27 protein-coding genes and 1 tRNA gene are annotated in these 23,669 nt (G+C 61.7%); 22 read left to right on the plus strand and 6 right to left on the minus strand.

Features of this window, described 5'->3' with window-relative positions; all coding sequences use genetic code 11:
- Positions 1–76 precede the first annotated feature (76 nt).
- The 22 genes from GUY40_RS24085 to GUY40_RS24190 are packed head-to-tail and all read left to right on the plus strand — an operon-like array spanning position 77 to position 18,169.
- Complete coding sequence (locus GUY40_RS24085; protein WP_166571415.1) at positions 77–538, plus strand: head completion/stabilization protein; 462 nt, start codon at positions 77–79, stop codon at positions 536–538.
- Complete coding sequence (locus GUY40_RS24090) at positions 535–981, plus strand: phage tail protein (RefSeq protein ID WP_166571416.1); 447 nt, start codon at positions 535–537, stop codon at positions 979–981. Before GUY40_RS24085 ends, GUY40_RS24090 begins: the two co-directional genes overlap by 4 nt.
- Positions 971–1,651, plus strand: coding sequence for a phage virion morphogenesis protein (locus GUY40_RS24095; RefSeq protein ID WP_166571417.1), 681 nt, complete (start codon positions 971–973; stop codon positions 1,649–1,651). Before GUY40_RS24090 ends, GUY40_RS24095 begins: the two co-directional genes overlap by 11 nt.
- A gap of 11 nt (positions 1,652–1,662) precedes the next feature.
- Entirely contained in the window at positions 1,663–2,778 is a 1,116-nt protein-coding gene (locus tag GUY40_RS24100; RefSeq protein WP_166571418.1) for a DUF2586 domain-containing protein, read from the plus strand.
- 6 nt (positions 2,779–2,784) lie between these two features.
- Positions 2,785–3,237 carry a phage protein gene (locus tag GUY40_RS24105; protein ID WP_166571419.1) on the plus strand — a complete coding sequence of 151 codons (453 nt, stop codon included), beginning with the start codon at positions 2,785–2,787 and terminating at the stop codon, positions 3,235–3,237.
- Positions 3,237–3,449, plus strand: coding sequence for a TraR/DksA C4-type zinc finger protein (locus GUY40_RS24110; RefSeq protein ID WP_166571420.1), 213 nt, complete (start codon positions 3,237–3,239; stop codon positions 3,447–3,449). Before GUY40_RS24105 ends, GUY40_RS24110 begins: the two co-directional genes overlap by 1 nt.
- Positions 3,446–3,790: a hypothetical protein gene (locus GUY40_RS24115; protein ID WP_256675846.1), complete on the plus strand. Its 345-nt coding sequence runs from the start codon at positions 3,446–3,448 to the stop codon at positions 3,788–3,790. The genes GUY40_RS24110 and GUY40_RS24115 overlap by 4 nt, the downstream gene beginning before the upstream one ends.
- On the plus strand, positions 3,787–4,314 hold the full coding sequence (locus GUY40_RS24120) for a lysozyme (protein ID WP_166571421.1): 528 nt from the start codon (positions 3,787–3,789) through the stop codon (positions 4,312–4,314). The genes GUY40_RS24115 and GUY40_RS24120 overlap by 4 nt, the downstream gene beginning before the upstream one ends.
- Positions 4,311–4,778, plus strand: a complete 468-nt coding sequence (locus tag GUY40_RS24125; RefSeq protein WP_166571422.1) for a lysis system i-spanin subunit Rz — start codon at positions 4,311–4,313, stop codon at positions 4,776–4,778. Before GUY40_RS24120 ends, GUY40_RS24125 begins: the two co-directional genes overlap by 4 nt.
- A 43-nt stretch (positions 4,779–4,821) precedes the next feature.
- Positions 4,822–5,109 carry a putative phage tail assembly chaperone gene (locus GUY40_RS24130; protein WP_166571423.1) on the plus strand — a complete coding sequence of 96 codons (288 nt, stop codon included), beginning with the start codon at positions 4,822–4,824 and terminating at the stop codon, positions 5,107–5,109.
- A gap of 23 nt (positions 5,110–5,132) precedes the next feature.
- Positions 5,133–5,273: a hypothetical protein gene (locus GUY40_RS24135; protein ID WP_019407713.1), complete on the plus strand. Its 141-nt coding sequence runs from the start codon at positions 5,133–5,135 to the stop codon at positions 5,271–5,273.
- Positions 5,274–5,279: 6 nt separating this feature from the next.
- Positions 5,280–7,241 (plus strand): phage tail tape measure protein, encoded by a 1,962-nt coding sequence (locus GUY40_RS24140; RefSeq protein ID WP_166571424.1) that lies wholly within the window; start codon positions 5,280–5,282, stop codon positions 7,239–7,241.
- Positions 7,238–7,555 (plus strand): DUF2590 family protein, encoded by a 318-nt coding sequence (locus GUY40_RS24145; RefSeq protein ID WP_166571425.1) that lies wholly within the window; start codon positions 7,238–7,240, stop codon positions 7,553–7,555. Before GUY40_RS24140 ends, GUY40_RS24145 begins: the two co-directional genes overlap by 4 nt.
- On the plus strand, positions 7,552–8,727 hold the full coding sequence (locus GUY40_RS24150) for a baseplate J/gp47 family protein (protein ID WP_166571426.1): 1,176 nt from the start codon (positions 7,552–7,554) through the stop codon (positions 8,725–8,727). The genes GUY40_RS24145 and GUY40_RS24150 overlap by 4 nt, the downstream gene beginning before the upstream one ends.
- Positions 8,720–9,313: a phage tail protein gene (locus GUY40_RS24155; protein WP_166571427.1), complete on the plus strand. Its 594-nt coding sequence runs from the start codon at positions 8,720–8,722 to the stop codon at positions 9,311–9,313. The genes GUY40_RS24150 and GUY40_RS24155 overlap by 8 nt, the downstream gene beginning before the upstream one ends.
- An 8-nt stretch (positions 9,314–9,321) precedes the next feature.
- Positions 9,322–10,908: a phage tail protein gene (locus GUY40_RS24160; protein WP_166571428.1), complete on the plus strand. Its 1,587-nt coding sequence runs from the start codon at positions 9,322–9,324 to the stop codon at positions 10,906–10,908.
- 8 nt (positions 10,909–10,916) lie between these two features.
- Entirely contained in the window at positions 10,917–11,627 is a 711-nt protein-coding gene (locus tag GUY40_RS24165; RefSeq protein WP_166571429.1) for a phage tail protein, read from the plus strand.
- Entirely contained in the window at positions 11,624–12,547 is a 924-nt protein-coding gene (locus GUY40_RS24170) for a hypothetical protein (RefSeq protein WP_166571430.1), read from the plus strand. Before GUY40_RS24165 ends, GUY40_RS24170 begins: the two co-directional genes overlap by 4 nt.
- Positions 12,544–13,086, plus strand: a complete 543-nt coding sequence (locus GUY40_RS24175) for a DNA-binding protein (protein WP_166571431.1) — start codon at positions 12,544–12,546, stop codon at positions 13,084–13,086. The genes GUY40_RS24170 and GUY40_RS24175 overlap by 4 nt, the downstream gene beginning before the upstream one ends.
- On the plus strand, positions 13,083–13,778 hold the full coding sequence (locus GUY40_RS24180) for a hypothetical protein (protein ID WP_166571432.1): 696 nt from the start codon (positions 13,083–13,085) through the stop codon (positions 13,776–13,778). The genes GUY40_RS24175 and GUY40_RS24180 overlap by 4 nt, the downstream gene beginning before the upstream one ends.
- The gene (locus tag GUY40_RS24185; protein ID WP_166571433.1) at positions 13,766–14,719 is read left to right on the plus strand and encodes a hypothetical protein; all 954 of its coding nucleotides are present in this window, start codon (positions 13,766–13,768) and stop codon (positions 14,717–14,719) included. Before GUY40_RS24180 ends, GUY40_RS24185 begins: the two co-directional genes overlap by 13 nt.
- Positions 14,720–14,734: 15 nt before the next feature.
- The gene (locus GUY40_RS24190) at positions 14,735–18,169 is read left to right on the plus strand and encodes an SGNH/GDSL hydrolase family protein (protein ID WP_166571434.1); all 3,435 of its coding nucleotides are present in this window, start codon (positions 14,735–14,737) and stop codon (positions 18,167–18,169) included.
- 126 nt (positions 18,170–18,295) lie between these two features.
- On the opposite strand, the gene GUY40_RS24195 is transcribed toward GUY40_RS24190, so the two are convergent.
- From GUY40_RS24195 to GUY40_RS24220, 6 genes are all read right to left on the minus strand, one after another.
- On the minus strand, positions 18,296–18,517 hold the full coding sequence (locus GUY40_RS24195; RefSeq protein ID WP_218585472.1) for a HEAT repeat domain-containing protein: 222 nt from the start codon (positions 18,515–18,517) through the stop codon (positions 18,296–18,298).
- Between the two features lie 1,014 nt (positions 18,518–19,531).
- Positions 19,532–19,605: transfer RNA gene (locus GUY40_RS24200), tRNA-Gly, on the minus strand.
- 155 nt (positions 19,606–19,760) lie between these two features.
- Complete coding sequence (locus GUY40_RS24205) at positions 19,761–20,645, minus strand: alpha/beta fold hydrolase (RefSeq protein WP_166571436.1); 885 nt, start codon at positions 20,643–20,645, stop codon at positions 19,761–19,763.
- Positions 20,646–20,963: 318 nt separating this feature from the next.
- The gene (locus GUY40_RS24210; RefSeq protein WP_166571437.1) at positions 20,964–21,656 is read right to left on the minus strand and encodes a 16S rRNA pseudouridine(516) synthase; all 693 of its coding nucleotides are present in this window, start codon (positions 21,654–21,656) and stop codon (positions 20,964–20,966) included.
- Positions 21,657–21,688: 32 nt separating this feature from the next.
- Positions 21,689–21,913, minus strand: a complete 225-nt coding sequence (locus tag GUY40_RS24215) for a cysteine-rich CWC family protein (RefSeq protein ID WP_166571438.1) — start codon at positions 21,911–21,913, stop codon at positions 21,689–21,691.
- Positions 21,906–23,393 carry a sensor domain-containing diguanylate cyclase gene (locus tag GUY40_RS24220; protein WP_166571439.1) on the minus strand — a complete coding sequence of 496 codons (1,488 nt, stop codon included), beginning with the start codon at positions 23,391–23,393 and terminating at the stop codon, positions 21,906–21,908. Before GUY40_RS24220 ends, GUY40_RS24215 begins: the two co-directional genes overlap by 8 nt.
- Between the last annotated feature and the right edge of the window lie 276 nt (positions 23,394–23,669).

A 23,669-nucleotide genomic window follows, 5' to 3' on the forward strand; every position in this document is an offset into this window, starting at 1 on the left:
AACTGTGGATGTGAGCCAACCATTTATGGCCTGACCCACTGAAACAGTTTTCCCGCCCCTATTCGAGTGCCCAGCAATGAGCTTTTCCGGGAAACCCACCACCTTTGTGGAGCAGGCAATTGAGAATGACGGCTTCTGGCCGGACCTCTCCGTGTCCGAGTTCCAGAAGGGGTACCGCCTGCCGGCGGAATACCTGGTCGAGCTGCTGGGCGCTGATCTGAATACGGCCATGACTGAGGTCAACCAGGATCTAGCCAAACGCAAAGCCTACTGGCAATCGCTGGGCGTCTCCTCCGTGGAATCTGCAGACCTTACGGTGCTGCCGCTGCACAGATTTCACGTAGCGACGTACAAGCGCGCCGTGTATTGCCGCGCCAAAGCCAGCCTGCTGCCCCAGTTCGCCACCGTCACCCGCCGGGAGATTGCCGAGAATACCGGCAAGGAAGAGCCCGAGCGCAAGGAAACCTTCCTGGCCTTCAGTCAGCAGGCCGTCCGTACGCTGCAGGGCCGTGGCCGCATCACGGCGGAGCTGCTATGAACAAGCTGCGCGCCCTTACCACCTTCCTGATCGAGCGCCAACTGGTACTGTCTGAGCAGCTCGACAGCTTCACCGATCAGGTCAACCTGGAGCTGATCTGGAAGCCGGACCTTGCCGGCCTGCACATGGGTGATATGCGCTATCGCGCCGTCATCATCATGGAGCGCTTCGCCGATCACCCCGGCCGCCTGATGGCATTGGTGGGCAGTTGGCTGGCCAGCCATGACCCCGATCGCGATGAGGATCTGGCCGCTCCGGCGTTCGCCATCGAGATGCTCGACCAAGACCTGTCCGACGTCGAAATCACCCTGGAATTCGTTGAACCGCAGTATCTCGCCGAAGATCCGGCCGGCGAGATCGAGGCGTTCGACACCACCTGGTCATTCATCCCGTTTGACCTCTGGGTCGCGGAGCAGGGCGAGGTGGCCACCCATGGCGCGTAGCACCTTTGACCTGGATGTGCGCGGCCAACTGGGCGTGCGCGAGCAACTGGCATTGCTCAGCCTGCCGCCGCGATTGCGCCGGCGGCTGCTGAACAACGTCAGCAAGCGCGTACGCACCATGAGCCGCCAGAACATCCGCAACCAGCAGAACCTGGACGGCTCGCCCTTCGAACCTCGCAAGAATCCGGAGAGGGGCAAGAAGAAGATGGAAGCGGGCCTGGGCAAGCTGCTGCAGGTCACCAGCGTGACGCCTGACCAGGCTGTCCTGGGTTGGCGCAATGCGCTGACCAGTTGGGTCGCTGCCCAGCAGCATAACGGCACCTCCGAACGCCGCACCGCTGCTCAGATGAAGCGCTGGAGCCGGGTGCCTGAAGGCCTGGCCGCTACCGAAAAGCAGGCCAAGCGCCTGCGTCGGTTGGGCTTCAAGGTGCGCCAAGCGGGCAAGAAGAGCCTGAGCCGGCCCCCGGTGGCCTGGATCCTGGAGCATGTGAACTACGCCCAGGCCGGCCTGCTGATCCGCATCCTCAGCGAAGAAAACTCCGAACCAACCGGCAAGCAAAGCTGGGAAATCACCCTGCCCAAACGCCAGTTCCTCGGCGCAAGCACCGAGCGCGACACCAGTCTGCTGCTCAACCAGGTGCTGCAACAAATCCTCAACTCACCCCGCTAGCGAGGCACTGCATGGCACTCGGCAAAGTCAGCGTCAACAATCTCAACCTCGGCCAGGGTGCCGTAACCGAGATCGAGCGCTATTTCCTCTTCATCGGGCCAGGCGCCAAAAGCGTCGGCCAGCTCATTCCGCTGAACACCCAGAGCGACCTTGCCGTCCAGCTGGGCATTCCAGACAGCAGCCTGAAAACCCAGGTCACCGCTGCCCGTGCCAATGGTGGCGACCGCTGGGCCTGCCTGGCAGCGCCGATCGCGGCCGATGGCAACTGGCAAGACGCACTGACCCTCGCGCAGCAGCAAGGCTATTCGGTGGAGGCGATCGTCATCACCAAACCGGTGACCGCCGGCGCCGAGCTGACTGCCATGCACGACGCGGCCATTGCGCTGAACAACACCTACGGCCGGCGTGCCTTTGTGATCGCAGCCACGGCCGGCATCCAGCTGGTGCAGACCTGGGCGCAGTACCTGGCTGAGCAACGCCAGATCACCGACAGCATCGCGGCACCGCGTGTGTGTGTCGTGCCGCTGCTGCACGGTAACGACCAGGGCGTGCTGGCCGGCCGCCTGGCCAACGCGGCCGTCAGCATTGCCGACAGCCCCATGCGGGTGGCCACCGGTGCGGTGCTCGGCCTGGGCGCCGTTCCGGTCGACTCCGAATCGATCCCGCTGCCCTCGGCGATCCGTGCCGAGCTGGACACTGCACGCTTTTCGGTCACCCAGACCTATTCGGACTACCCCGGCGTGTTCTGGGCCGACGCCAACATGCTCGATGCCCCGGGCAGCGACTACCAGGTGGTCGAGTACCTGCGCCTGGCCGACAAGGCGGCGCGAAAGGTGCGGATCCTGCTGATCCAGCGGGTGGGTGATCGCCGCCTGAACAACACCGCCAACAGCATGGCCGCCAACACCAACGCGCTGATGGCACCACTGCGGGCCATGGCCAAGTCGGTGACTTTCGCAGGCCAGCAGTTCCCCGGCGAGATCCAGCCACCCAAGGACGGCGACATTGTCCTGGTCTGGCAGAGCAAGACCAAGATCGAGGCCTACATCACGCTGCGACCGCACAACTGCCCCAAGGATCTGACGGCCAACATCGCCCTCGACCTTTCCACCGACGATTCGGAGTAATCCCGCATGTCTGCACGCATTGGCGGCAAAAACTTCGACGTGAACCTGGGCGACAGCTTGATTCACGTTCAAACCTGCACCCTGGATATCACCGACAACACCGCCGTGGCGCAATCGCGAGGTGTGCCCAATGGGCACGTGGACGGCGACGTCGCCGCCGGCGGCGAGATGGAATTCGACACCACCAACTTCAACCTGCTGATCGACGCTGCGCGCACTGCCGGCAGTTTCCGGGCGCTGGGGACGTTCGACATGGTGTTCTTCGCCAAGACCCCGGTGGATGAACTGCGTGTGGAGGCTTTCGGCTGCAAGTTGCGCGTATCGAGCCTGCTCAACATCGACTCCAAAGGTGGGGAGACGTCCAAGCACAAGGTGCCGTTCGACGTCACCAGCCCGGACTTCGTCCACATCAATGGCGTGCCTTATCTCGACTCTACCGAGACTGAGGGGCTGAGCTGATGACGGACTGGCTTGACCGTGCCAAGGCGATCGAGGAGCTGGAGCGCGAGCGCGTGATTGAAGCCCAACGCGCCCAGCTGCGCCCGGCAGGGCCAAGCCGCGTCCTTTGCCTGGATTGCGATGAACTAATCCCACAAGAGCGCCAGGCGCTCGGCGGTATGACCCGCTGTGTGCCGTGCCAGACCCTTGCCGAAGCAGGACAACGTCGATGAACGACCTCCCGAACATGTGGCCGAACCCCATCCAACCGCCTCTTGGTGACAACGTCGATCCTAGCCGCCTGAGTGTGCTGCAGGACATGGCCGTCATGAAGCATCGCCTGGATCAGATGGAGAACCGGCACGAGTCGGTGCCGATCCGGGTCACGAAGCTTGAGCAGCAGTTCGAACACATGTCGGGCCAACTGGCTGAGCTCAACGCTGGCCAGCAGAAACTGACCTCTGTGGTATCGGGCATTGGCACCAAGATCACCTGGAGCCTGGCGGTCGCCAGCACACTCTGGGCGGTCCTGCAGCTGATCGGCCCGACCGTGCTGCGGGTGCTGTTCCCATGAACCTGCGTAACAAGATTGCCGCCGGCACCCTCGTTCTGGCCAGCGCCACGCTGATGCCGTTTCTCGGCACCTGGGAGGGTAATGGCCAGAACACTGTGTACGCCGACAAGCTGGCCAGGGGTCTGCCCACGGTCTGCAAGGGCATCACCCGCCACACCAGCCCGTATCCGGTCGTGGTCGGTGACTACTGGTCGAACGAGCGTTGCGAGGAAGTCGAGCGCCTGGTGGTCCAGAAGGGCCAGCTGCAGCTCGCCGACTGCCTGACCAACCAGCAGATCGGCCAGAACACCTTCGATGCGCTAAGCAGTCATGGCCACAACTTCGGCTATGTCAGTACCTGCGCCAGTCGGGCCGTCGGACTGATCAACGCGGGACGCATTGCTGAAGGCTGCAAGGCCTTGGCCTGGGCCCCAGATGGCAAAACCCCGGTCTGGTCGTATGTGACCGACGAGCAAGGCCGCAAGCACTTTGTCCCGGGCCTGCATGCGCGCCGGCGCGCCGAAGCGAGGCTTTGCAGCCAATGACTATTTCCCCCGTGCGCCTGGCGCTTTTCGTGCTCCTGGTCGGGCTATTGGCTTGGGTCGGTTTCGACCTGGTGGTCGACCAGCGCGACGCAGCGCGCCGCGAGCGCGACACCGCCCAGTACGAACTGACCGGACTGCGCGAGGCCGCCAAGGTCAGCGGCGAGATGTTGGCCACCCGCGATGCCATCGACCAACAGCGAACCCAGGAACTGAACGATGCGAAAGACAAGAACCTTCGCCTGCAGCGCGATGTTGACGATGGCCGTCAGCGGCTGCTCGTTAAAGCCACCTGCCCAGCCGCAGTGCCCACCGACTCCGGCGCCGGCCGCGTGGCTGATGCAGGAACCGCCGAACTCGCAGCAGACGCTCGATCGGATTATTTCACCCTCCGAAACCAGCTCGCCCTGACCAAATCCATGGTGCTGGGTCTGCAGGACCACATTCTCAAGGTCTGCCAGCGATAGCCGCTGTGGACCCCTTTAAACCTGAACCAATGGAACAACAGCCATGACTGAACGCAGCGAAATCACCCTGGAAGTGGGCGAGCAGGAATTCAACTTCACCCTGACCCCGCAGGACGTGACCAAGTACTTCAACAGCATGACCGCCAGCAACAAGGTCTCGCCCTCGCACAACCTCCTGGTCAACACCGTGGCCCAGGACGAGCGCACCGCCCTCAAGGAAGCGCTGAAAAACCCGGTCATGACCATGCAGTTGGCGGGTGCGCTTATGGAGGAGTACGCCCCTAACGTCGAAGTCCTCGTAAAAAAGCGCTCAGCCACGCTGAACGCCTGACGGAAGACGGCCTGGGCCAATTGATGGCCCTGACCAACCGCTGGCTACCTGGTGCAGAGCCCACGATCGAAAACATGGGCACGGCCAAGTGGTTGGAAGACGAACACTGGAAACGCATGGAGATCGCCGTCGCCAACGGCATTGCCCATGCGTTTAACGGATAGAGAACCATGGCAGACCGCAGCTCTCGACTCGATTTCATCCTTGCCCTGACCGACAAGGTCACTGCGCCGTTGGCCAGGGTGAAGATGAGCTTTTCCGAACTCGCGGAGCAGAGCGAGGAGAACATCAAGCAGATGGGCGTCGGCCTAGCCGGTGTTTGGGGCGCGGCCACGGGCATCACTGAATCATTGGCGCCGGCCCTGGAGATGAATCGCGCCCTGGGCGAGGTTCGCTCCCTGGGCGTGGCCGAGGACGCGCTGACTTCGCTGCAGGAGAAGTCCCTGCAGTTTTCCGTGGACTACGGTGAGAACGCCCAGGCCTTCGTCGCCTCGGCGTACAAGATCGATGGCGCGATCAAGGGCCTGGCCGGTAACCAGTTGGCGGTGTTCACCAACACCAGCAACCTGCTGGCCAAGGCCACCAAATCCGACGCCGACACCATGAGCGACTACGTCGGCACCCTTTACAACCTGCAGAAGACCCAGGCCGATGCCATGGGCAAGAACACCTGGGTGGAGAAGCTGGGTGGTCAAACAGCGCTGGCGGTGCAGCTGTTCCGCACCGATGGCGCCCAGTTGAAGGACGCCTTCAAGGAAGTCGGCGCGATCGCCACCACCGCCGGCGTGGACCTGGCCGAGCAGATGGCGGTGATCGGTTCGCTCAGCAGCACCATGGAAGGCGGCGATGCCGGCGGCCGCTACAAGGCGTTCTTCGAGAACATCGGTGCGGCCTCCGAAAAGCTGGGCATGAAGTTCACCGACCAACAGGGCAAGGTCCTGCCGATGCTGGACATCCTGGCCAAGTTGGAAGGCAAGTATGGCGACCTTACCAGCGCATCCGCCGGCGCCAAGCTGATGGAGGCGTTTGGCGGGGAGGGCGCGCAGGTGATCGGCGCCCTGGCCAAGGACACTGACCGGCTGCGTAATGGTATCGACCAGCTGGGGAAAGTCCGCGGCTTGGAGAATGCCGAACGGATGGCCAAGGCCATGGTGGACCCGTGGCAGCAGTTTGGCGCGGCGGTGCAGGCACTGCGCATCGTCTTCGGCCAGGCGTTGATTCCGATGCTTGCACCACTGATGGAGCGCCTGACGGGGATCGCCGGAACCCTGCTGCGCTGGACGCAGCTGTTCCCCAACATCACGCGGGTGGTCGGTATCACCGTGCTGACGGTGCTCGGCCTGATCGCGGGTATGGCGTTGCTGACCTTCACCGTGGGGGCCAGCAAGATGGTCTGGCTGTCCATGCTCACCATCTGGAAGGTGCTGACCTGGACCGGTTTCAAAAGTATCGCGATGTTCCTCTATCACGTGGTCATGATCACGGCCTTCACCGTGGGGCTGATTGCGATGGTCGCCTGGATGGGCCTGGTGCGCGGCGCGATGCTCCTGTGGCAGGCGGCGATCTGGCTCACCAACGGCGCATTAATGGCCAACCCGGTCCTGTTGATTGTCCTTGGCGTTGTCGCCCTGGTCGCCGCCGTGGCTGCCGCCATTTACTACTGGGACGATTGGACCACCGCGCTGATGAACACGGCGGCGTTCCAGTGGGTGGTCGACCAGCTGCAGGCCGTGTCGGACTGGTTCGGCAGCATGGGCGGCTGGGCTGGCATGGCCAAGGCTGCTTGGGACGGCATCGCCTCGATCTTCCAGAGCGCGATCAATGGCCTGATCGAGATGCTGAACAAAATCCCCGGCGTGAACATCAACGCGCGCCTGGGCAGCCTGGCCGATTCGCTGCCTGACGGTGGTGATCGCGCCATGGCGGCCAAGGAGTCGATGAACAGCAGCGTGGGCAGCCTCTCGCCGAATCGGCCGACAGCGGTGCCCCAAGGCGGTCTGCTCAAGACCATCCAGAACACCACTCAAACCCAGAACAAGGGCACCCACGTGGAGAAGGTCGAGATCCACACGGCTAAGCCCATGACCCCGCTGGAGCTGGAAAACATGATCAGCATGGGGGTGGCCGGATGAGCCTCTATATCGACCTGCTGATCACCAACAACGACCTGACCCTGGACCCGTCCAACCAGCCCGTACTGGTCGAGGACCGGGCCAGCATCGCCCAGGACATTGCCCACATGATCCGCGAGAGCGGCCTGTTGGTGACGCTGGTCGCCGAGCGCGATCGCTTTCGCCAGGCCGACTGCATCCAGCAGCTGGAGCTGCTGGTGGAGACCGATGAGCGCCTGGTACCGGGCACCGTCCGGATCATCACCCAATCCCCTGGCCAGTACCTGGTCACCGCAAAAACCGTAGCATTCGGAGCCGTCGAGGTGGTGTTGTGAGCGACGTAGATTTCAAGCAAGCGCTGGCCGATGCCGGCATCCCGACCACCGAGGCGAAACTGCGCCAGGCCTGGGAGGCCGAAGTGGTCGCCCAGGGCAGCAAACTGAGCAACACCAGCGCCTGGTCGCCGTTCTGGCGGGTCGTCACCGCCCTGGTGACCAAGCCAGTGATGTGGCTGATCGAGTTCCTGGTGGCCACCGTGCTGCCGAACTTCTTCGTCAAGACCGCGAACGATGGCTGGCTGGACATGCTGGCCTGGGCCGTCAACGTCACCCGCAAGCCACCCACCAAAGCCGAAGGGCTTTTGCTGTTTACCCGTAGCGCGATCGCCGGCACGCTCGAAGTGCCGGCCGGTACTCGGGTGCAGTCGATCGCGATCAACGGCAACGTCTATGAGCTGCTGACCCGCACTGCAGCTACCTTTGCCGATGGGGCGGCCCAGTTGCTGGTTCCGGCCGTGGCCAAAGATACCGGCAGCGGCTTCAACCTGGCGCCCGGTTATTTCTCCATCTTGCCGGAGCCGGTACCGGGCGTTGTCCAGGTGGTCAATGCGGATGGCTGGCTGACCCTGCCCGGGGCGGATAAAGAGCGCAATGACGATCTGCGCCTGCGCACGCGCAACCAGTTTTCGGCGGTGAACCAGTGGCACACCGATGCCGTCTACCGCGCCATGATCGCCAGTTTCCCGGGCGTCCAGGCCGATGGCGTTTACTTCGAGCACAACGCGCCCCGGGGCCCCGGCAGCGCCAATGCCCTGGTGCTGTTTGAGGCGGATGCCCCGGCGGTCACCTACCTGGAAACCATCAACGCTTACATCCGCGACCAGGGCAACCATGGCCACGGCGATGACCTCCTGGTGCAGCAGATGCCGGAGACCTTGCACACCGTCAGCCTGACGGTCTGGCCGAAGGCCCAGGTGGGCATTGAGCAGCATGCCGCACTGCTCAGTGATATCGAGCTGTTCATCCGTGCTGCCTTTCGCGAGAGCACGGCCAGCGATTACCAGCCAACCGTCACCTTTCCACAGTCGCGGTTTTCCTTCAGCCGCCTGGGCGAAGAGCTGCATGAGCAGTTCCTGGGCATTGACTCTTTGCGCTTCGAGAACAACGACATCATCTCGGAGTTGACCATCCCGCGCCTGTCCGGAGTCGAGGTGGCCATCGGTGCTTAAGTTGAGTTTGCCGTTTTGGCTGGATGGCCCGGAGCTGGCCAAGCTCAAGGCCGCCGCGCAGTCCTGGTGGAGCAAGGCCGAAGGCTGGCTGAATTGGCCGCTGCTGCAGCTGGACGCCGAGACCTGCCACCTGTCCGTGCTCGATCTGCTGGCCTGGCAGCGCGATATCCAGCGCTTCCACGGCGAGCCCGAGCGCTTGTATCGGTTGCGGGTCAAGTACGCCTTTATCAACGCCGTCGACGCAGGCAGCACGGCTGGCATGGTCCGGATATTTCAGCGTCTGGGCGTTGGCTATGTCGAGATCGAGGAGCGCATGCCCGGGCTGGATTGGGACGTGGTGCTGTTGCACCTGACCGACAGCCAACTGAGCGAAAACCCGGTGCTGCTGCGCGTGCTGATGCAGCAGTACGGCCGTACTTGCCGCCGCTACGACTTCGTCACGATCACCCCGGTGACCCTGAGCTTTGGCGTGGCCCACTTCAACGATGACCAGCAAACCTTGATCGCCACCCTGGACGAGCAAACGCCTCGCCTGGTGCAGATCAATGAGCTGGCCTTCGTCACCATTGTCACCGACCCCCTTTAGGAGCACCCATGGGAGCAAGCATTACCCTCGCCGGCGAAAGCCTGATCGCCCAGAAACAAGGGGCGCAGGAAGTCCTGGAGGTGGCGCGCTTCGTGCTGGCCAACGTGCCCGGGCTGGATCCGACCAGTGCGGTCGATCGGGCTGCCGGCAAGCCGCCTGCGGAGCAGATCGTTCACACTGCCAACGTCAACCGCAAAGGCTACGTCAGCCCGCGCCAGGTGATTTACAGCCTGATGGTCGGCTCGGACATTGGCGACTGGGACTTCAACTGGATCGGCCTGGAGACGGCCGAAAGCGTGCTGTTCGCCGTGGCCTACGTGCCGCTGCAGCAGAAGCGCAAGAACATCCCGCCGGAGCAGATCGGCAACAACCTCACCCGCAACTTCCTGGTGGAGTTCACCGGTGCCCAAGCCTTGACCGGCATCGTGGTCGACGCGAGCACCTGGCAGCATGACTTCACGGTGCGGCTCAGCGGCATCGATGCCCGCGAGCGCCTGAGCAACCGTGACATGTTTGGCCGTGCCTGCTTCCTGGCCGACAGCCTGCAGATGGAACGCAACGCTTTTGACTTGTTCCAGCTCAAGGCCGGGGTGGCCTACGTTGAGGGAATCCGAGTCCTGTTGACCGAACCCGTGCAGACGCAGCTTCCGGCCTTGCCCGCCAAGGCTTGGCTGGATGTGTCGCTGACTCGAGTCGCCAGCGATGTGGTCGCCACCTGGCAGGTGGTGTTCGGCGAAGCGAAGTCGGACTACCAGGACAACAACAGCGTCCAGCACTACCTGGTGGAAGTGGCCAGCGTGGCCACCTCGGGCGAGATCACCGACCTGCGCGCCAGCCAGCCGATCACCGAGGAGCTGGTGCAGCACTTCGCCGCCCGCGTGGGCGACTATCCGCAGCTGCGTGCTCGAGCAACTACCAAGGAAGACGTGGAGCTGGGCAACCTGCCCAATGCCAAAAGCGACGACCCCACCTCGAACAGCAGCGAGATCCTGGCTACGACCAAAGCGCTGCAGGCGCTCAGATTGGCCATGGACGAGGAAATGGTGGGAATGACCGGCCTTTTCTCCACGCCAACGGCACCTCCTGGCTGGCTCAAAGAGAACGGGGCTGCGGTTTCGCGTGTGGCCTATGCACGACTGTTCGCCAAGATCGGCACGAAGTTCGGCGCCGGCGACGGCGTCACCACCTTCAACCTTCGTGATTCTCGCGCCAAGTTCCCTCGGTTCTGGGATGACGGCCGGGGCATCGACGTGGGCCGGGTGTTGGGCAGTGATCAAGCCGACGAAACGCGTAGCCACAACCACCCCGGCAGTGTGGCCAATGCCGGTCAGCACATTCACGGCGCGTCGACCAGCACCGCCGGTAATCACAGCCATCTCACAAACCCATATTCCGGCAACTCGGGCGGGACACTCGCTGAGCCGTGGGAGGGCATGGTGGGAGGTGGCGACTACGTTGGCGAAGCGGGCGATCACAGCCACGTGGTGACCATCACGATGGCAGGCGATCACAGTCATGCCATCACCGTCGGCTACAGCGGCGGCACCGAAACCAGACCTATCAACACTGCCTACCTCGCCTGCATGAAGTACTGAGAGCCATCATGACCATCAAAACCGTCTACCAAACCGATCATCTGGGTATCTATGTCGGCGAAACCGTGGCCGACGCATCGCCCCTGGAGCCTGGTGTGTGGCTGATTCCAGCCCGCTGCGTGGAAGTCAAACCACCGGTTATTCCAGAGCGCAAGGCCGCGCTGTGGGACGGCGAGCGCTGGCAGTTGATCGACTCCTACCAGGGATTAACTGCGTACCACACCCAGACCCGCGCCCCCATCGTGGTTGATCGCCTGGGTGCGTTGCCGGCCGGTTACACCCTGGAAGTGCCCGGTCCAGAGCAGATCTGGACCGGTGACCGTTGGATTGACGACATCCCGGCGGTGGCTGAGCTGCGGTACCAGGAACAATTGATAGCCTTGAACAGTGCCTGCCAGCGCGAGATCACCGGTGGGCTTTGGTCCACCGCCCTGGGCGAACGCTACCGCTACAGCACCGAACTGGACGACCAGGTCAACCTCACCGGTATGGCCCTGCGTGGTTTGGACGGACCTTACGCCTGCTACGACGAGCAGGGCATCAAAGTCTTCCGGCCTCACACCGCCGCCCAGTTGCGTCAGGTCAGTGACGAGTTCACCGAGTTCAAAATGCTGCGCCTGCAGAAGGTGGCCGATCTGACCGTGCGGTTGCAGAACGCGCGCCTGGCGCAGGATCTGACTGCGATCAATGCCATTAATTGGGAGTCGCTGCCGGTATGACCTGGACTCCTGTCACCATGCGCTGGCCCGAGCAGTCCACCCAGTGGCTGAGCGATCTGGACGCGGCCAAGGCGTTGGCCGGCGGCGAGTTGGTCAGCACGGCGGAACGGTTGCTGAGCCTGAATTCACTGGCCACCACCGAGCCCGGACCGGTCGGCGCCGCTGCTGCAGGCGCGGTCGAATCCGGCAGGGCTGCGCTCAGCGAGTCGTTGAGCGAGGCACCGTTGTGCCTGGTCGTCACCCCCTTCCAAAGCGATGTGGGCCAAGGCGTGGGCCTGCAGCGCTACCTGTCGGCCCCCAACTTGCTGCGTCACCTGGGCGCCAAGCTCGAGGACACCAGCGACGACAACCGCCCGGCCGGGGCCCAGTACGCCCTGGTGGTGATGCTCATGGGCACGCGCTACGACCAGTTCGCCGCCACTCTGGGCCGGTTCAATGCGCTGATGCCAATTGCGGACCTGCAGCGGGCCGAGCGGCGCGCTAAGCGTCTGTTCGCCCTGGACGCGGAAAAGTGGGAGCTGCCTTCGGCCGGGACATTGCCACGCTGGTCGTCGCTACCCCTGGAGCGCAGCACGATCACCAAAGCCGCCAGCCAGAGCATGGCGGGGCAGTTGGCCGCGCTTGAAAGTTACGTGGCCGACAGTTCACCGCTGGCCGATCTGCAGGCTCTTGCCAGTCGCAAGGCCTCCCAGGCGCAGGCCCGCGATCAGCAGCTGGCCGACCTCAAGAATCTGCTCGCCGGCGGTACCGCTGAGTCCACGATGTGCGCCCGCCTGTTGGGCCCCGGTAATGCGGCGGAACTGCGCCGCGATCTGCTGGCCGGGGACGCCCCAGGGCATGAGTGGCCGCTGGCCACCGGTGTGTTGCTGGTGGGTTCGCTCAAAGGTCTGAGTTTTGTTCGGGAGTTGGTCGGCCTATGACGCTGCTCCTCGACGGTCAACAGATCCGCGGCATCGGCCTCAAGGTGACGGCCAGCCTGCGCATCGAAAGCGGCGATCTGTCTGGCCAAACCAGCAACAGCGACACCGCACACAATGGGTTCAAGCCGAAGACGCTGACCGTTGCGCTGACGATTCGCTACAAGGAAGCCGAACAATTGCGCACCCTGATGAGCCTGGCCGAAGCGACGGAAGGCGGCGGCCAGCTCAAGACCTATCGAGTCGTGAACGACACCGCCGCTGCCTTCGGTGTGCGCCAGGTGCAGTTCACCGACGGGGTCAGCGCTCGCGAAGACGACACCCTGGCCGCGTGGCGGATCCAGTTCACCCTGGCCGAAAAGCTCTCGAACCCTGAGCGCGTGGAGACCCGCCGGGCCGGCAACGCGGTGGCCCAACAGTCTGCCCCGGGGCAAGCCGTGAGCGGTTCCGCCGGCACTGACGGCAGCGAGCCAACCAAAAGCCTGACGGGCTTCGAGGCCACCCTGAAGAAAGTCGATCAGTGGCTGGGGAGCGGCTCATGAGCATGAAACTGCACAAGGTGCTCAGCGTTGACGGCACGGCCTACCCGCTGGTCAAGGACGATGTGCGCCTGACACTGAGCAGCCCAGGGCGAGCGACGTTCACCATCCAGGCACCCGCCGCCGTAAAGGGCTTGGTCACTCTGGACTTGGGCTACAACGACAGCCCGCTGCAGCGGCATTTTCTCGGGTACGTGGAGCGCTGCACCCAGGCCAACCAGGTGGAGCAGGTGCTGGTTTGCCGCGAGATAGCCGGCATTTTGGCCCGCCCGCTCCCAATGAACCTGCGCCATGCCGACCTGCGCACCGTCCTGGGCGAGATCAGCAACCAGACCGGCCTGAAGTTCCGGGTGCCGGACCAGGCCTACGCCCGGACCAAGGCGCCCTTTTTCTACAACTTGGCCGGCGGCTATCAGGCCATGGACACGCTGGCCAAGGTGTTCTCCATCGATGACTTCATCTGGCAGCAGCAGGGTGACGGCGAGGTATTCGTGGGTAGCTGGGCTCACAGCTTCTTCGGCGCTCGATCGGCGCTGCAGCTGCCGGTGGAGCTGTTCAACGACTACCAGGGCAACCAGAGCGCCATGATCGCGGCGCTTCCCGGGCTGCGTCCTGGTGCAACCATCAACCAGGGCGAGCGGATCACACATGTGACGCTGTCCGGCAATCAAATGGGCATCCGATGGAAGACGTGATCGTTCGCGCCGTGGAGCGCGCATTCCCGGAACTGCCCGGTGGCTACCACCTGCCGCGCTTCGCCCGGGTGGTCGGTGTGGCGGATGCGCCGGCCGGCGCCGGGATCTGCGACGACTTCCGTCCGCGCTTCGCAGTAGACCTGCAGGTGCTGAGTGTCGATGGCGAGCCCGATGCTGAGCTGCCGATCTTGGCCGGCGTGCCGCTGCCGGTACCGCTGGGAGGTGATGAGATGGGCTTCTTCGGGTTTCCCGAGGAGGGCACCACGGTGGTAGTCGGCTTTGCCTACGGATTGCCACACAAACCGTACATTCAGACGATTCTGCCCCACGGCCTGAGCCTGCCAAGGGTGCCCAAGGGCGACCAGGTCTGGCAGCACAGCGAAGCCTCACAGCAACGTGTCCAGGCTGATGGCAGCTGGTTGCGCCAGACCGATGGCCGGATCCGCGATGAGTCGATCGAGCGCGAAGTCCGGAGCCTGACCAACACCGAACGGCACCAGAGCAGCACGCTGCAGATCGATGACCACTCGACTGAGTCGGTGGGCGGCATCAAGAAGATCGAGGCGCTGGGCGCGCTCAAGCTGCTCTCGGCCGGATCCGCCAGCCTGGCGGCGGTAGACGACCTGCACCAGGCCACCGGCCGCGACCTCAACCTGGTGGTGGGCCGCAAGTACAACGCCGCGATCGGCGGCGACCTGCAGGAGCGAATCCAGGGCGTTCGCCGCAGCCTGGCCCCACAAACCTGGCTGGGCTCCGAGGGGGTCAACGTGCTGCAGGTGCTCTGCGATCTGATCGACCTGGTGCAGGAGATGAACCTGCAGTTGGCCGCCCATACCCATGTGCCCGGGCCAACACCCAGCCCAACTGATGCTGCTGGATTCGCTGCCAAGGCGGCTACCGCTGAAACGCTGGCCGTGCAGCTGAAGCCCATCACCGCTTAACGAAAGGATACCCATGTGGAACTGAAGAATTTCTTCGCCCAAGACGACCAGGGCAACGCTTTGGCAGATGCAACCTGCTACTTGTACCAACGTGGAACTGAAAGCTTGGCCGCGCAATTGGTCAAGGCTAACGGCGTGACGTTGGACAACCCGTTCAGCACCGACCTCAATGGTCTGATCCAGTTCGCCGCACCCAATGGTTTGTACGACATCCGAGTGGTTAAGGGCGCAAGAGACTTTCGTCTGGCGCTGCAATTCAATGACGTGGACGACACTCGATTGGCTGCCGAAGCTGCCGCCAGTCGAGCAGAGATGGCCAAGGATGCGGCGCAGTTGTCAGCAGGCATTTATGTCGATATTGCTGCGGGCTTGGCCGCTACCGCCACGAGCAGCAATAAATATTTCAACGTGCCTTCACCTGACTCGAAAGAACACTTGATTTTGTACCTGAACAACTCAGGCGTTGAGCTTGAGCTAAAACGGTACCCAAGCACCAAGGCCGTTGAGACGCTGCAGGCCCTGCCACCGCGAGTTGTTGATATTGAGGAGGCCTACACCGAAGTGGCTGTTCGTGAGGACTTCAGCCGACCAAGAACGTCAGTGTTCACGGCGGACAGCGGTAGCTTTTTCGGCTTCGCATTCCAACTGCAGGGGCTCACCGCCACAGCGAACTATCTGGATGTGCACGGGCATAACGTCAATGCCAATGCGAAGATCACCCTGCGCATAATCTCTCGCGCTGTGGCCAGCCTCAATTCGAATGCGGTGCCCGGCACGTTAGCAGGCGACGCGGTGTTGCAAAGCCATCAGTACTTTGCGGCCGAGTTCCTCAATACAACCTCGATTCAGACACTACGACTGCCATACGACGAAATTTCCATCAGTCCAGATCGAATTTATTTCGCCGAGGTGAAGGGGCTCGCTGAAGACGGCTCCCCAGGATCTTTCGGGTTCGGGCGAGCGGCGGACTCCGGAGCCGAGAGCGTGCCTTTGGCTGGTTGGTATTTCTCGACGATCTTGCCTGGGGGCACGTCGGTTATCTCCACAACGGCTCGATACTCCTTCACTCTGGGCCGACTTAAAAAGGCTATGCCTGCTTATGCGCTTAATGATGACTTTGGCGTGCTGCAGAAGGATGTGGAGGGGATCGGGGCCTTGACCCTGGGCTCGGAGCTGCAGGTGTTTGCCCGCTGGCCGGCGCCCTTGCACTTTGCGGGGGCGGGCTTCAGCTCCTGGGCTTTCGGGGTGGTGCCGACTTCACCGAAGGTCGACCGGATTGAAGTCCAGGTCGATGAACTCAATTACAACGCGAACCTGACGTTGGACCTCTGGTTTCGGCCGATTGGTTCCGCATACGTGGGGCCGCCCAGCGCCGCCAACGGTGACGTGAATGCGCTGTCGAAGAGCTACCCAGTCAGCGATTTTGGCAATACCGCGCTGACCCAGGTCATCGAGTTGCCGTTCGCTGAAGTTACGGTGCCGGCGGACAATTACCTGATCATTGAGCTACGGGGCCTGGTTGCCGGTGGCGGAGCGGGTCGTCTGGGCATGGGCCGCTTCAACAACGTCACGGGCATCACGCAGATCGTGCGGGGCTACTACCGTCAGGGCGCCAATGGCTGGTTGGCCATTGCCGATACCGGGCTGGCCGCTACGGTGGCGGTGCGGGTGTTCCACCATCAGCTACTTCTTGATGGCCAGAAGATCGTTAACTTGCCGCAGGAAGAGTCCATCGTTCAACTCACCGAGCTGCTGACGGAGCTGAGGCCGGCCCCTCGCTTCTCGCGAACCGCCAACAACCAGTTCCCGGCGACCGGCAATTTTAAATGGTGGTCGGCTGGATTCGACGGCGACAACGGCGTCTGGGACTACCTGACCCTGTTCAACTCCATCGGACTGCTGAGTGCGGCCACGTTTGAGCTGACCTTGTATCGGCGTGCCACCGGCTATGTGGGGGCTCCTGGCTCGGCGGGGGACACGCTGATCTTCCAGCGTGTCTACACCAGCACGGAGCTGAACATTATTAGCGACGTCCAGGACCTCATGTTCACCTTCGACCCGGTCACCACCGCGGTGGGGGAAACCCTGGTTTGGGTGATGAAGGCATTTAACGCCGATTCAGCCTCCATCAATATCGGCATGGGGCGGCGCGATGGGGAGAGTACGGCGGTGCAGATCCAGAAGGGCTACTACGCCTTGTCCGGGACCTGGCTGGCCGTCACCACGGCCGGTGTGACCTTGGCGTCTGCGGCCGGCGCGCATGTGCGTGCGGCCAAGCCCCCAGAACTCCCGGCGTCCGGCGTTGAATTTGACCTGGTGGACGGTGCCGATGTGACACTGACGGTCAGCGGGCAATCGGTGATTGGTGAAGGCTTTCTCACTGTCGCCGGGGTCAAAACGCCGATCAGTTTCACGCAAGCCGTGACGCTGCCAGCTGCCGGCTCTGAACGCTTTGATCTGCTGGTGCTCAATAAGTCCACCCGAGCGGTGTCCTTGGTGGCCGGGACGTCGCGGACGGGAATTGATGGTATCGAGTACATTCCTGCATTGCCGACGGGCACCCTCAAGCTGGGGGTGGTTCTGGCGAAGACCGCTCTGTATGTCTGCAGTGCGGCGGGTTTTGATGGCTTGATGAAAATCGGCCGGGAAGGGGAATACATCCGCTTGCGCGAGCGCAACCGCAAGGCCTTGCGCAAGGTGGCCGGTAAGCTGGTGCGTGGTTTGCCGATCAAGCTGGCGGCGTACGGGGACTCCATCGACGCGATTCAAAGTGTCAGCGGACTGGGCAGCGTTCCCTACACCGCCAATGGCGCGACGCGCGATCGGCCGGAGTACTACTTCACCAACTACGCCGCCGACACCGTGGCAGCCATTGACCGCTACGACTTCGGCGACGGCGCCGGCGCGGTTCACTGCAAGGAGGGGCGGGCCTGGCGTTTGGTCGAGCACCTTGAGCAGGTCTATGGGTCGGTCGTCAGCTACCTGAATTTCGGCGCCGGCAGTACCACCAGCGCGGCCACGGAGTTCAACGGTCGGTGGCCTGAACGATTGGCGGCGGTGGTCGCGGCGGCGCCCGATCTGGCGATTATCAGTTTTGGGATGAATGAGCTGGGCTCAACCAGCACCTATGACAACGTCGTGGCGATTGCCCAGGCGCTGCAAGCGGCCGGGGCGGACGTGGTCATTCAGGGCGTGCCGCGCATCAATGTGGCGCATGGCGCGACCGTCACCACCTGGCGGTTTACCAACGCCGAGTTAGAGCGCGCCGCGTTGGCCTTGGGCGCCGCCTATGTGCCCAGCACCTGGATTGCGGATGACCGCAACCTTGGGGGCATGGGCGTGCCGGCTAACGCCCTGTGTGCCACCAACAAGCTGACCGGCTACAACCACCCAGGGATCTACGAGCTTAAGCGATACGGTGAAAGCCTGGTCGATCTGACGGGGCTGTAAGGGCGCAAGCTGATAGATACCAAGGTAAACGTAAAAACCCCGCATCTGCGGGGTTTCTCGTTTATGAGCGGGACGAGTCCCCTTCGTAAGGTGCGGTTGTGGTGGGCATTCACAACGTCGGCAAAATCACTTCGACGTGTGCAGCGTCTGACCCAGCGCGCGGATAGCCGCTTGGCGTAAGAGCACATCGGCTTGACCATCTTCAACAACCTGCTGCAAAGCATCTCGCGCACCACTAAAGCCACCATAGCCAAGGCCATCGGCGGCGGCTATTCGCAATTCAATCAGCTGTCTCTCATCATTTAAGAGGTCGGTTAAGACCTTGATCACATCAGTATTACCCATCATTACTCCTTGAGCTTCCGCATTAATGGCGCGCTCAGCTTAACCTGACGCGATCAATGGGGGCAGGCGGAAAAATCTGGCTGCAGAAAAAAAACCGCATGAAAAATCACTTATCCCCCTCCCGCCGACGGGCTTTGCGTCCGTTTTTTGTGCAAATCCCGATGTAGTGCAAACGAACCTGCAGCCCAGGCGGGCCGTGGGCCTCTGCAGGGGATCGGCCATTTCACAGAGTGCAAAGTTTTGAAGGGAAATGCAGCGCGGTTGCACGGCGGTACTCAGGGCGGTCACGGACGGGGTAGCGATGGAACCCCGGTTTCATTGGGCGAAAACTTTGAAAACGTGGGTTTCGATGGATTTTCAAAAACGCGCACGATCTTTTTGGGGCGGAGATTGGCAGGGGACGGGGGCAGGCTGATTTCCCTGCAGGCCACGACGGACGAGGGCTGTGGCGTGTTTGATGGATTTCACAGAACTGAACACGATCGACGATCAGTTTGCCCTTTATGCAACCGATCCAGGCTCCATGAAAAACGTCGTTTTATTGAGATTGATTCTTAAAGGTAGAGGGGCATTTTCAAAAAGAGCGATATGAGCGATATGGCATCGCTAATAGGGCTGGAGGCCACGGTTTTACTGGGCTTCCGGTATTACAAGGGAAGGTAATATGAAGCGATATGAAAAGTAATATTTCTGTCAAACCCCCGGATTCATTGGGTTTTAAGGAATAGAAATATAGCTTTTAAGAAAGGTAATAATATCGCCTTCCTATCGCTTAAATATCGCCTTTTCCAAAAACCGCTGGAGGCCGTGATCTACAAGGGCTGTGGCTTTTTTGCGGAGGGGATATTACTAATATTACTCTTTTTTCGGACCCCCACAGATTTTAGGATTGGCACCTATATGGGGGTTGGCATCAGGCTGTGCGGCTATTTGCGTCTACTCTTATCAAACGGTCCCCAATACGGCCCCCAGAGGGATGCGGTAATGAATGAACAGAGCTGCAGGCCTTGAAATACGTGGAGCGGGTGAAGGGAATCGAACCCTCGTTATCAGCTTGGGAAGCTGGAGTAATGCCATTATACGACACCCGCGTGCAGCGGCTGACTTTGTACCAGAAGTCGTCGCCGATTTGAAGCTTTCTTTCCTGCGATGATGCAGGCTACCTGTAGCGCCGGGGCGTACATCTTCCTCGTGCCGTACCGATTCGGCGTTGATGCACGGGTTGCGTTACAGGCGGCCTTCCCAATCAAATGGCCAGAGCATGGTGGCCCTGATATGGCTGGTAGCGGACACGGTTTTCCTGCGGGGCGGGCAAGAGGAAATCCATCAGCACCTTGCGGGTATCGCGGCACGCCGACTTGTTTTCCATGTCCAGGAAGTGACCGGCACCCTTGATGGTGGAGAACTGGCAGTTGCGCACGTTATCGCCGAAGCGGCGGGCATCCTGCACGGTGGTGTACTCGTCCCAGTCGCCGTTGACGAACAGCATCGGAATGGCGATGTTGCGTGAGCCCACCAACGCGTTGTTCAGGTCGTGGTCGAGCACTTCGCTGATGTGGAAATTCATCTGCCGGTATTCGTGCTCGGTCAGGCTGCTGACGTGGCGGTAGTTGAAGCGCTTGAACAGCGATGGCAGGAATTTGCCGATGGTGTCGTTGACCAGATTGCCGACCTGATACCGATCGCAAGCGCTGAGGTAGCTCACGCCACGCTCCAGGTAGTCGCGCATCGGTTCATTGATTACCGGCGAGAACGAGCTGATCACGGCTTTCTCGATGCGCCGTGGCTTATGTGCCAGGGCCAGCAGGGTGCTTGCGCCACCCCACGAGAAGGACATGACCTGGTCAACGCCAAAGTGGTCGATCAGCTCCAGCAGGATCTGGCCTTCCTCGTGTTTGGTCATCAACGTTTCATGCGGGTTGTGAGGCTTGGACTTGCCAGAGTAAGGCTGGTCGAATGCCACCACATTGAAGTGGGGGTGCAGATTGCGCACCGTCTGAGCGAATGAGGCGGTGGTCGCCAGTGAGCCATTGATCAGAATGATCGTTTTCTCGGCGGCATCTGCGCGATAGAACTCCGTGTAAACCCGGTACTGACTTTGTATGTCAAGCACAGCAATTTCTGGCCTCATGTCATAGACTCCTGGCGAAAAGCGGGTGATCGCGCAAAAAATCTTGCACGCTTTTTATGACAGGTAGGCATACGCCCTGAAGATTTTTGGCCCAATTGTCGAACCGCTGAAGCCTTGGTCGACGGGTGTTGTTATAGCGGGCAATCTGCCGGACTCGTCGCTTCAAGGCGCCGATGGCCGGACAAAAAGTTGCTTGGATGCTGCATGTGACTCATCAGTCACATGCAGACTGACGATTTGGATTCAAGCAGGCTCAGCCCGAACCCGCAAGTCCCATTTCGGGAATAAGTCACAAGTTTCTGCTGAGCGGTTTTCGGCTCAGATCTGCTGAATCTCTTCAGCCGTCAGGGGGCGGTACTCGCCCGGTGCCAGGGTGTTGTCGAGCACCAGAGCGCCCATTTGTTCGCGATGCAGACGCAAGACCTTGTTATTAAAGAAGCCAAACATTCTTTTGACCTGGTGATAGCGCCCCTCGACGATGCTCAGGCGAGCCTCTCGAGGGCCGAGAATGGTCAACTCGGCCGGCTGGGTGGTCAGGTCCTCGAAGGCGAAATAAAAACCTTCCAAAAATTTTTCTACGTATTCGGGGCCGATCAGTTGCTCGGTCTCGACGTAATAAATTTTCGCGATCTTCGTCTGCGGTTGGGTCAGACGCCGGGACCATTGGCCGTCGTTGGTGATCAGCATCAGCCCGGAGGTGTTGAAATCCAGGCGGCCGGCGATGTGCAGCTCGCTTTTGTCCGGCTCAGCGAAGAGGTCAAGGACAGTGGGGTGCTGTGGATCGGTCGTGGCACTGACGCAACCCATGGGCTTGTGCAGCATGAAGTAGCGTGCCGGGCGACCTTCCTGCAGGACCTCGCCGTTGCATTCGACCCGGCTGAACTCCCGCACGTTGTGGTGGGGATCGCTGACAATCTCGCCGTCCACCCGAACCCGCCGCTCAATCAGCAGCAAGCGCACTTGCTGGCGATTGAAGCGGGGCAGGTTGCTGAGGAAACGGTCGACACGCATGGTAATCAGCTGGTGGTGAAGGGCGGCGTAGCTTACGGCATCGGCGCGTGTTTGCCAGCTGCGGCCAGTTGCGACTCGACCTGGGCGCAGCGCGGGCACAGGCAGGCCTGGTTGCGCAATTCGGCAGGCAGCGCCTCAAGCACCGCCGGGTCGATGCTCACGCCATAACACCAGCAAGGCTTGGCGGCGGTTCTCGGGTCGGCCAGGGTGCAGCGATTGCTGGCGCCGCAGGCTGGGCAGTGGGAAGTGTCACTCATAGTGCGATATCGGTTGTTCCGCGCAGACGCCATTGCGTCCGCTTTTTTTGGCCCGGTACAGCGCGTTGTCGGCGCGTGCGATCAGGCTGTGAAGAGAGTCGTCGGCTTGCAGGGCGGTCAGGCCGACGCTGATGGTCAGGCGCAATGCCTTGTCGGCGTAGCGGAAGACCTGTTGTTCGCTGCGTTGGCGGATTTTCTCGGCGATCAGCCGGGCGTTGTGGCTGTTGGTGTCCTTGAGCAACACAATGAACTCTTCTCCGCCCCAGCGGCAAATGATATCCGAATGGCGCAGGCAACTCTCCAGCACCTGGGCGAACCCACGCAGCACTTCGTCGCCTGCCAGGTGGCCGTGGCTGTCGTTGAGCTGCTTGAAATGGTCCAGGTCGATCATCAACGCCATCAGCGGCCTGGTCTCGCGCTGGGCTTCCTGCAGGGCCTGGGCCGCGAGCAGGTCGAAGCCGCGGCGATTGGGCAGGCCGGAAAGGCTGTCGAGGGTGGCCAGTGATTCGATGCGTGCCTGAAAACGGCGCACCACCCCGTTCAGCAGCCAGAGCACGATGGCGGTGATGACCACGCAGATCAGCAAGTTCAGGTACAACGACTGGCGGATGCTGTCCAGCGCACCGTCTTCGCGCTTGTCGACAAACAGGTACCAGTCCAGTTCTGGAATGAAGCGCACATTGAGGAAGTGCCCCTGGCCCTGGGTGGCGTATTCGTAGGTGCCGCTGGCGGGTTTTGGCAGCTGGGCCAGCAGCTCTTTCATGCTCGGCAGCTGCGCCAGGGATTGCCCCACGCGTGCGCCTTCGGGACCGCCTTCGGCACCGGTCAGCACGATGCGGCCTTCGGTGTCGACGAAGTAGACGTTGCGCTGGTAACGCTGTTGATACTTGTCGATCAACTTGACCACCGCGTCCACCGTCAGGCCCACGCCGGTGGCGCCGATAAAGCGGTCCTGGTAATCGAGCACTCGGTAGTTGATGAACACCGTCATGTTGTCCTGGTTGGCCAGGTCCGGGTCGACGTTGATCTCATAGGGCGCGATCATCTTGCGCACCCGGTAGTACCAGGCGTCGCGCGGCTCTTCGGGTTTGACCTGCTTGAGCACGCCTTTGGCCTGGTAGTAGGTCGAGGTGGTATCGGAGACAAAGAAGGCGGTGTAGGCGCCGTAATGGTCCATGACCTCCTTCAGGTAACGGGTCATTTTCAGGCCATCGCGTTCACCGGCCATCACCCAGTCGCGCACGAAGGTGTCGCGAGCCATCATCGACGAAATGAGGATCGGCCGGACCAGGTCCTTCTGGATTTCCGAATAGACCGTGTCGGAGGTCAGCGGTAATTCAGTGTGCACGATGCTGTCGCGGATCGAGCTGCGCGAGGCGTAGTAGCTGAGCAGGGACGTCGCCAGAAAACCGCAGGCGAGCAGGGCCACTAGCGTCAGAACCAGAGGGCGTTGCGTGAACAGCGCAAAACGATGGGGCATGGCAATTCCGTTGGCGAGTCCCGGTGGCGTGGTGTCATTCTAGTGGGGTGCGCAGGAAAAGACTGCCTGATTTTGTGGGTATCGCGAGCCCGGCTCCGTCATCGGTCTTCATTCACACCGATGTAGGAGCCGGGCTAGCCCTAATGCCGGTCAGTTAAGGAATAGAACGACGCAACCCTTGTAGGAGCGGACCTGGCCGCGATGGGCTGCGCAGCAGCCCCCGAGGCCGGTGATATCTACGACAAGCCCTGGGAGTGCGGGCGGTTTCGGAATCGC

Source organism: Pseudomonas sp. R5(2019), from assembly GCF_009905435.1.
Lineage (GTDB): Bacteria > Pseudomonadota > Gammaproteobacteria > Pseudomonadales > Pseudomonadaceae > Aquipseudomonas.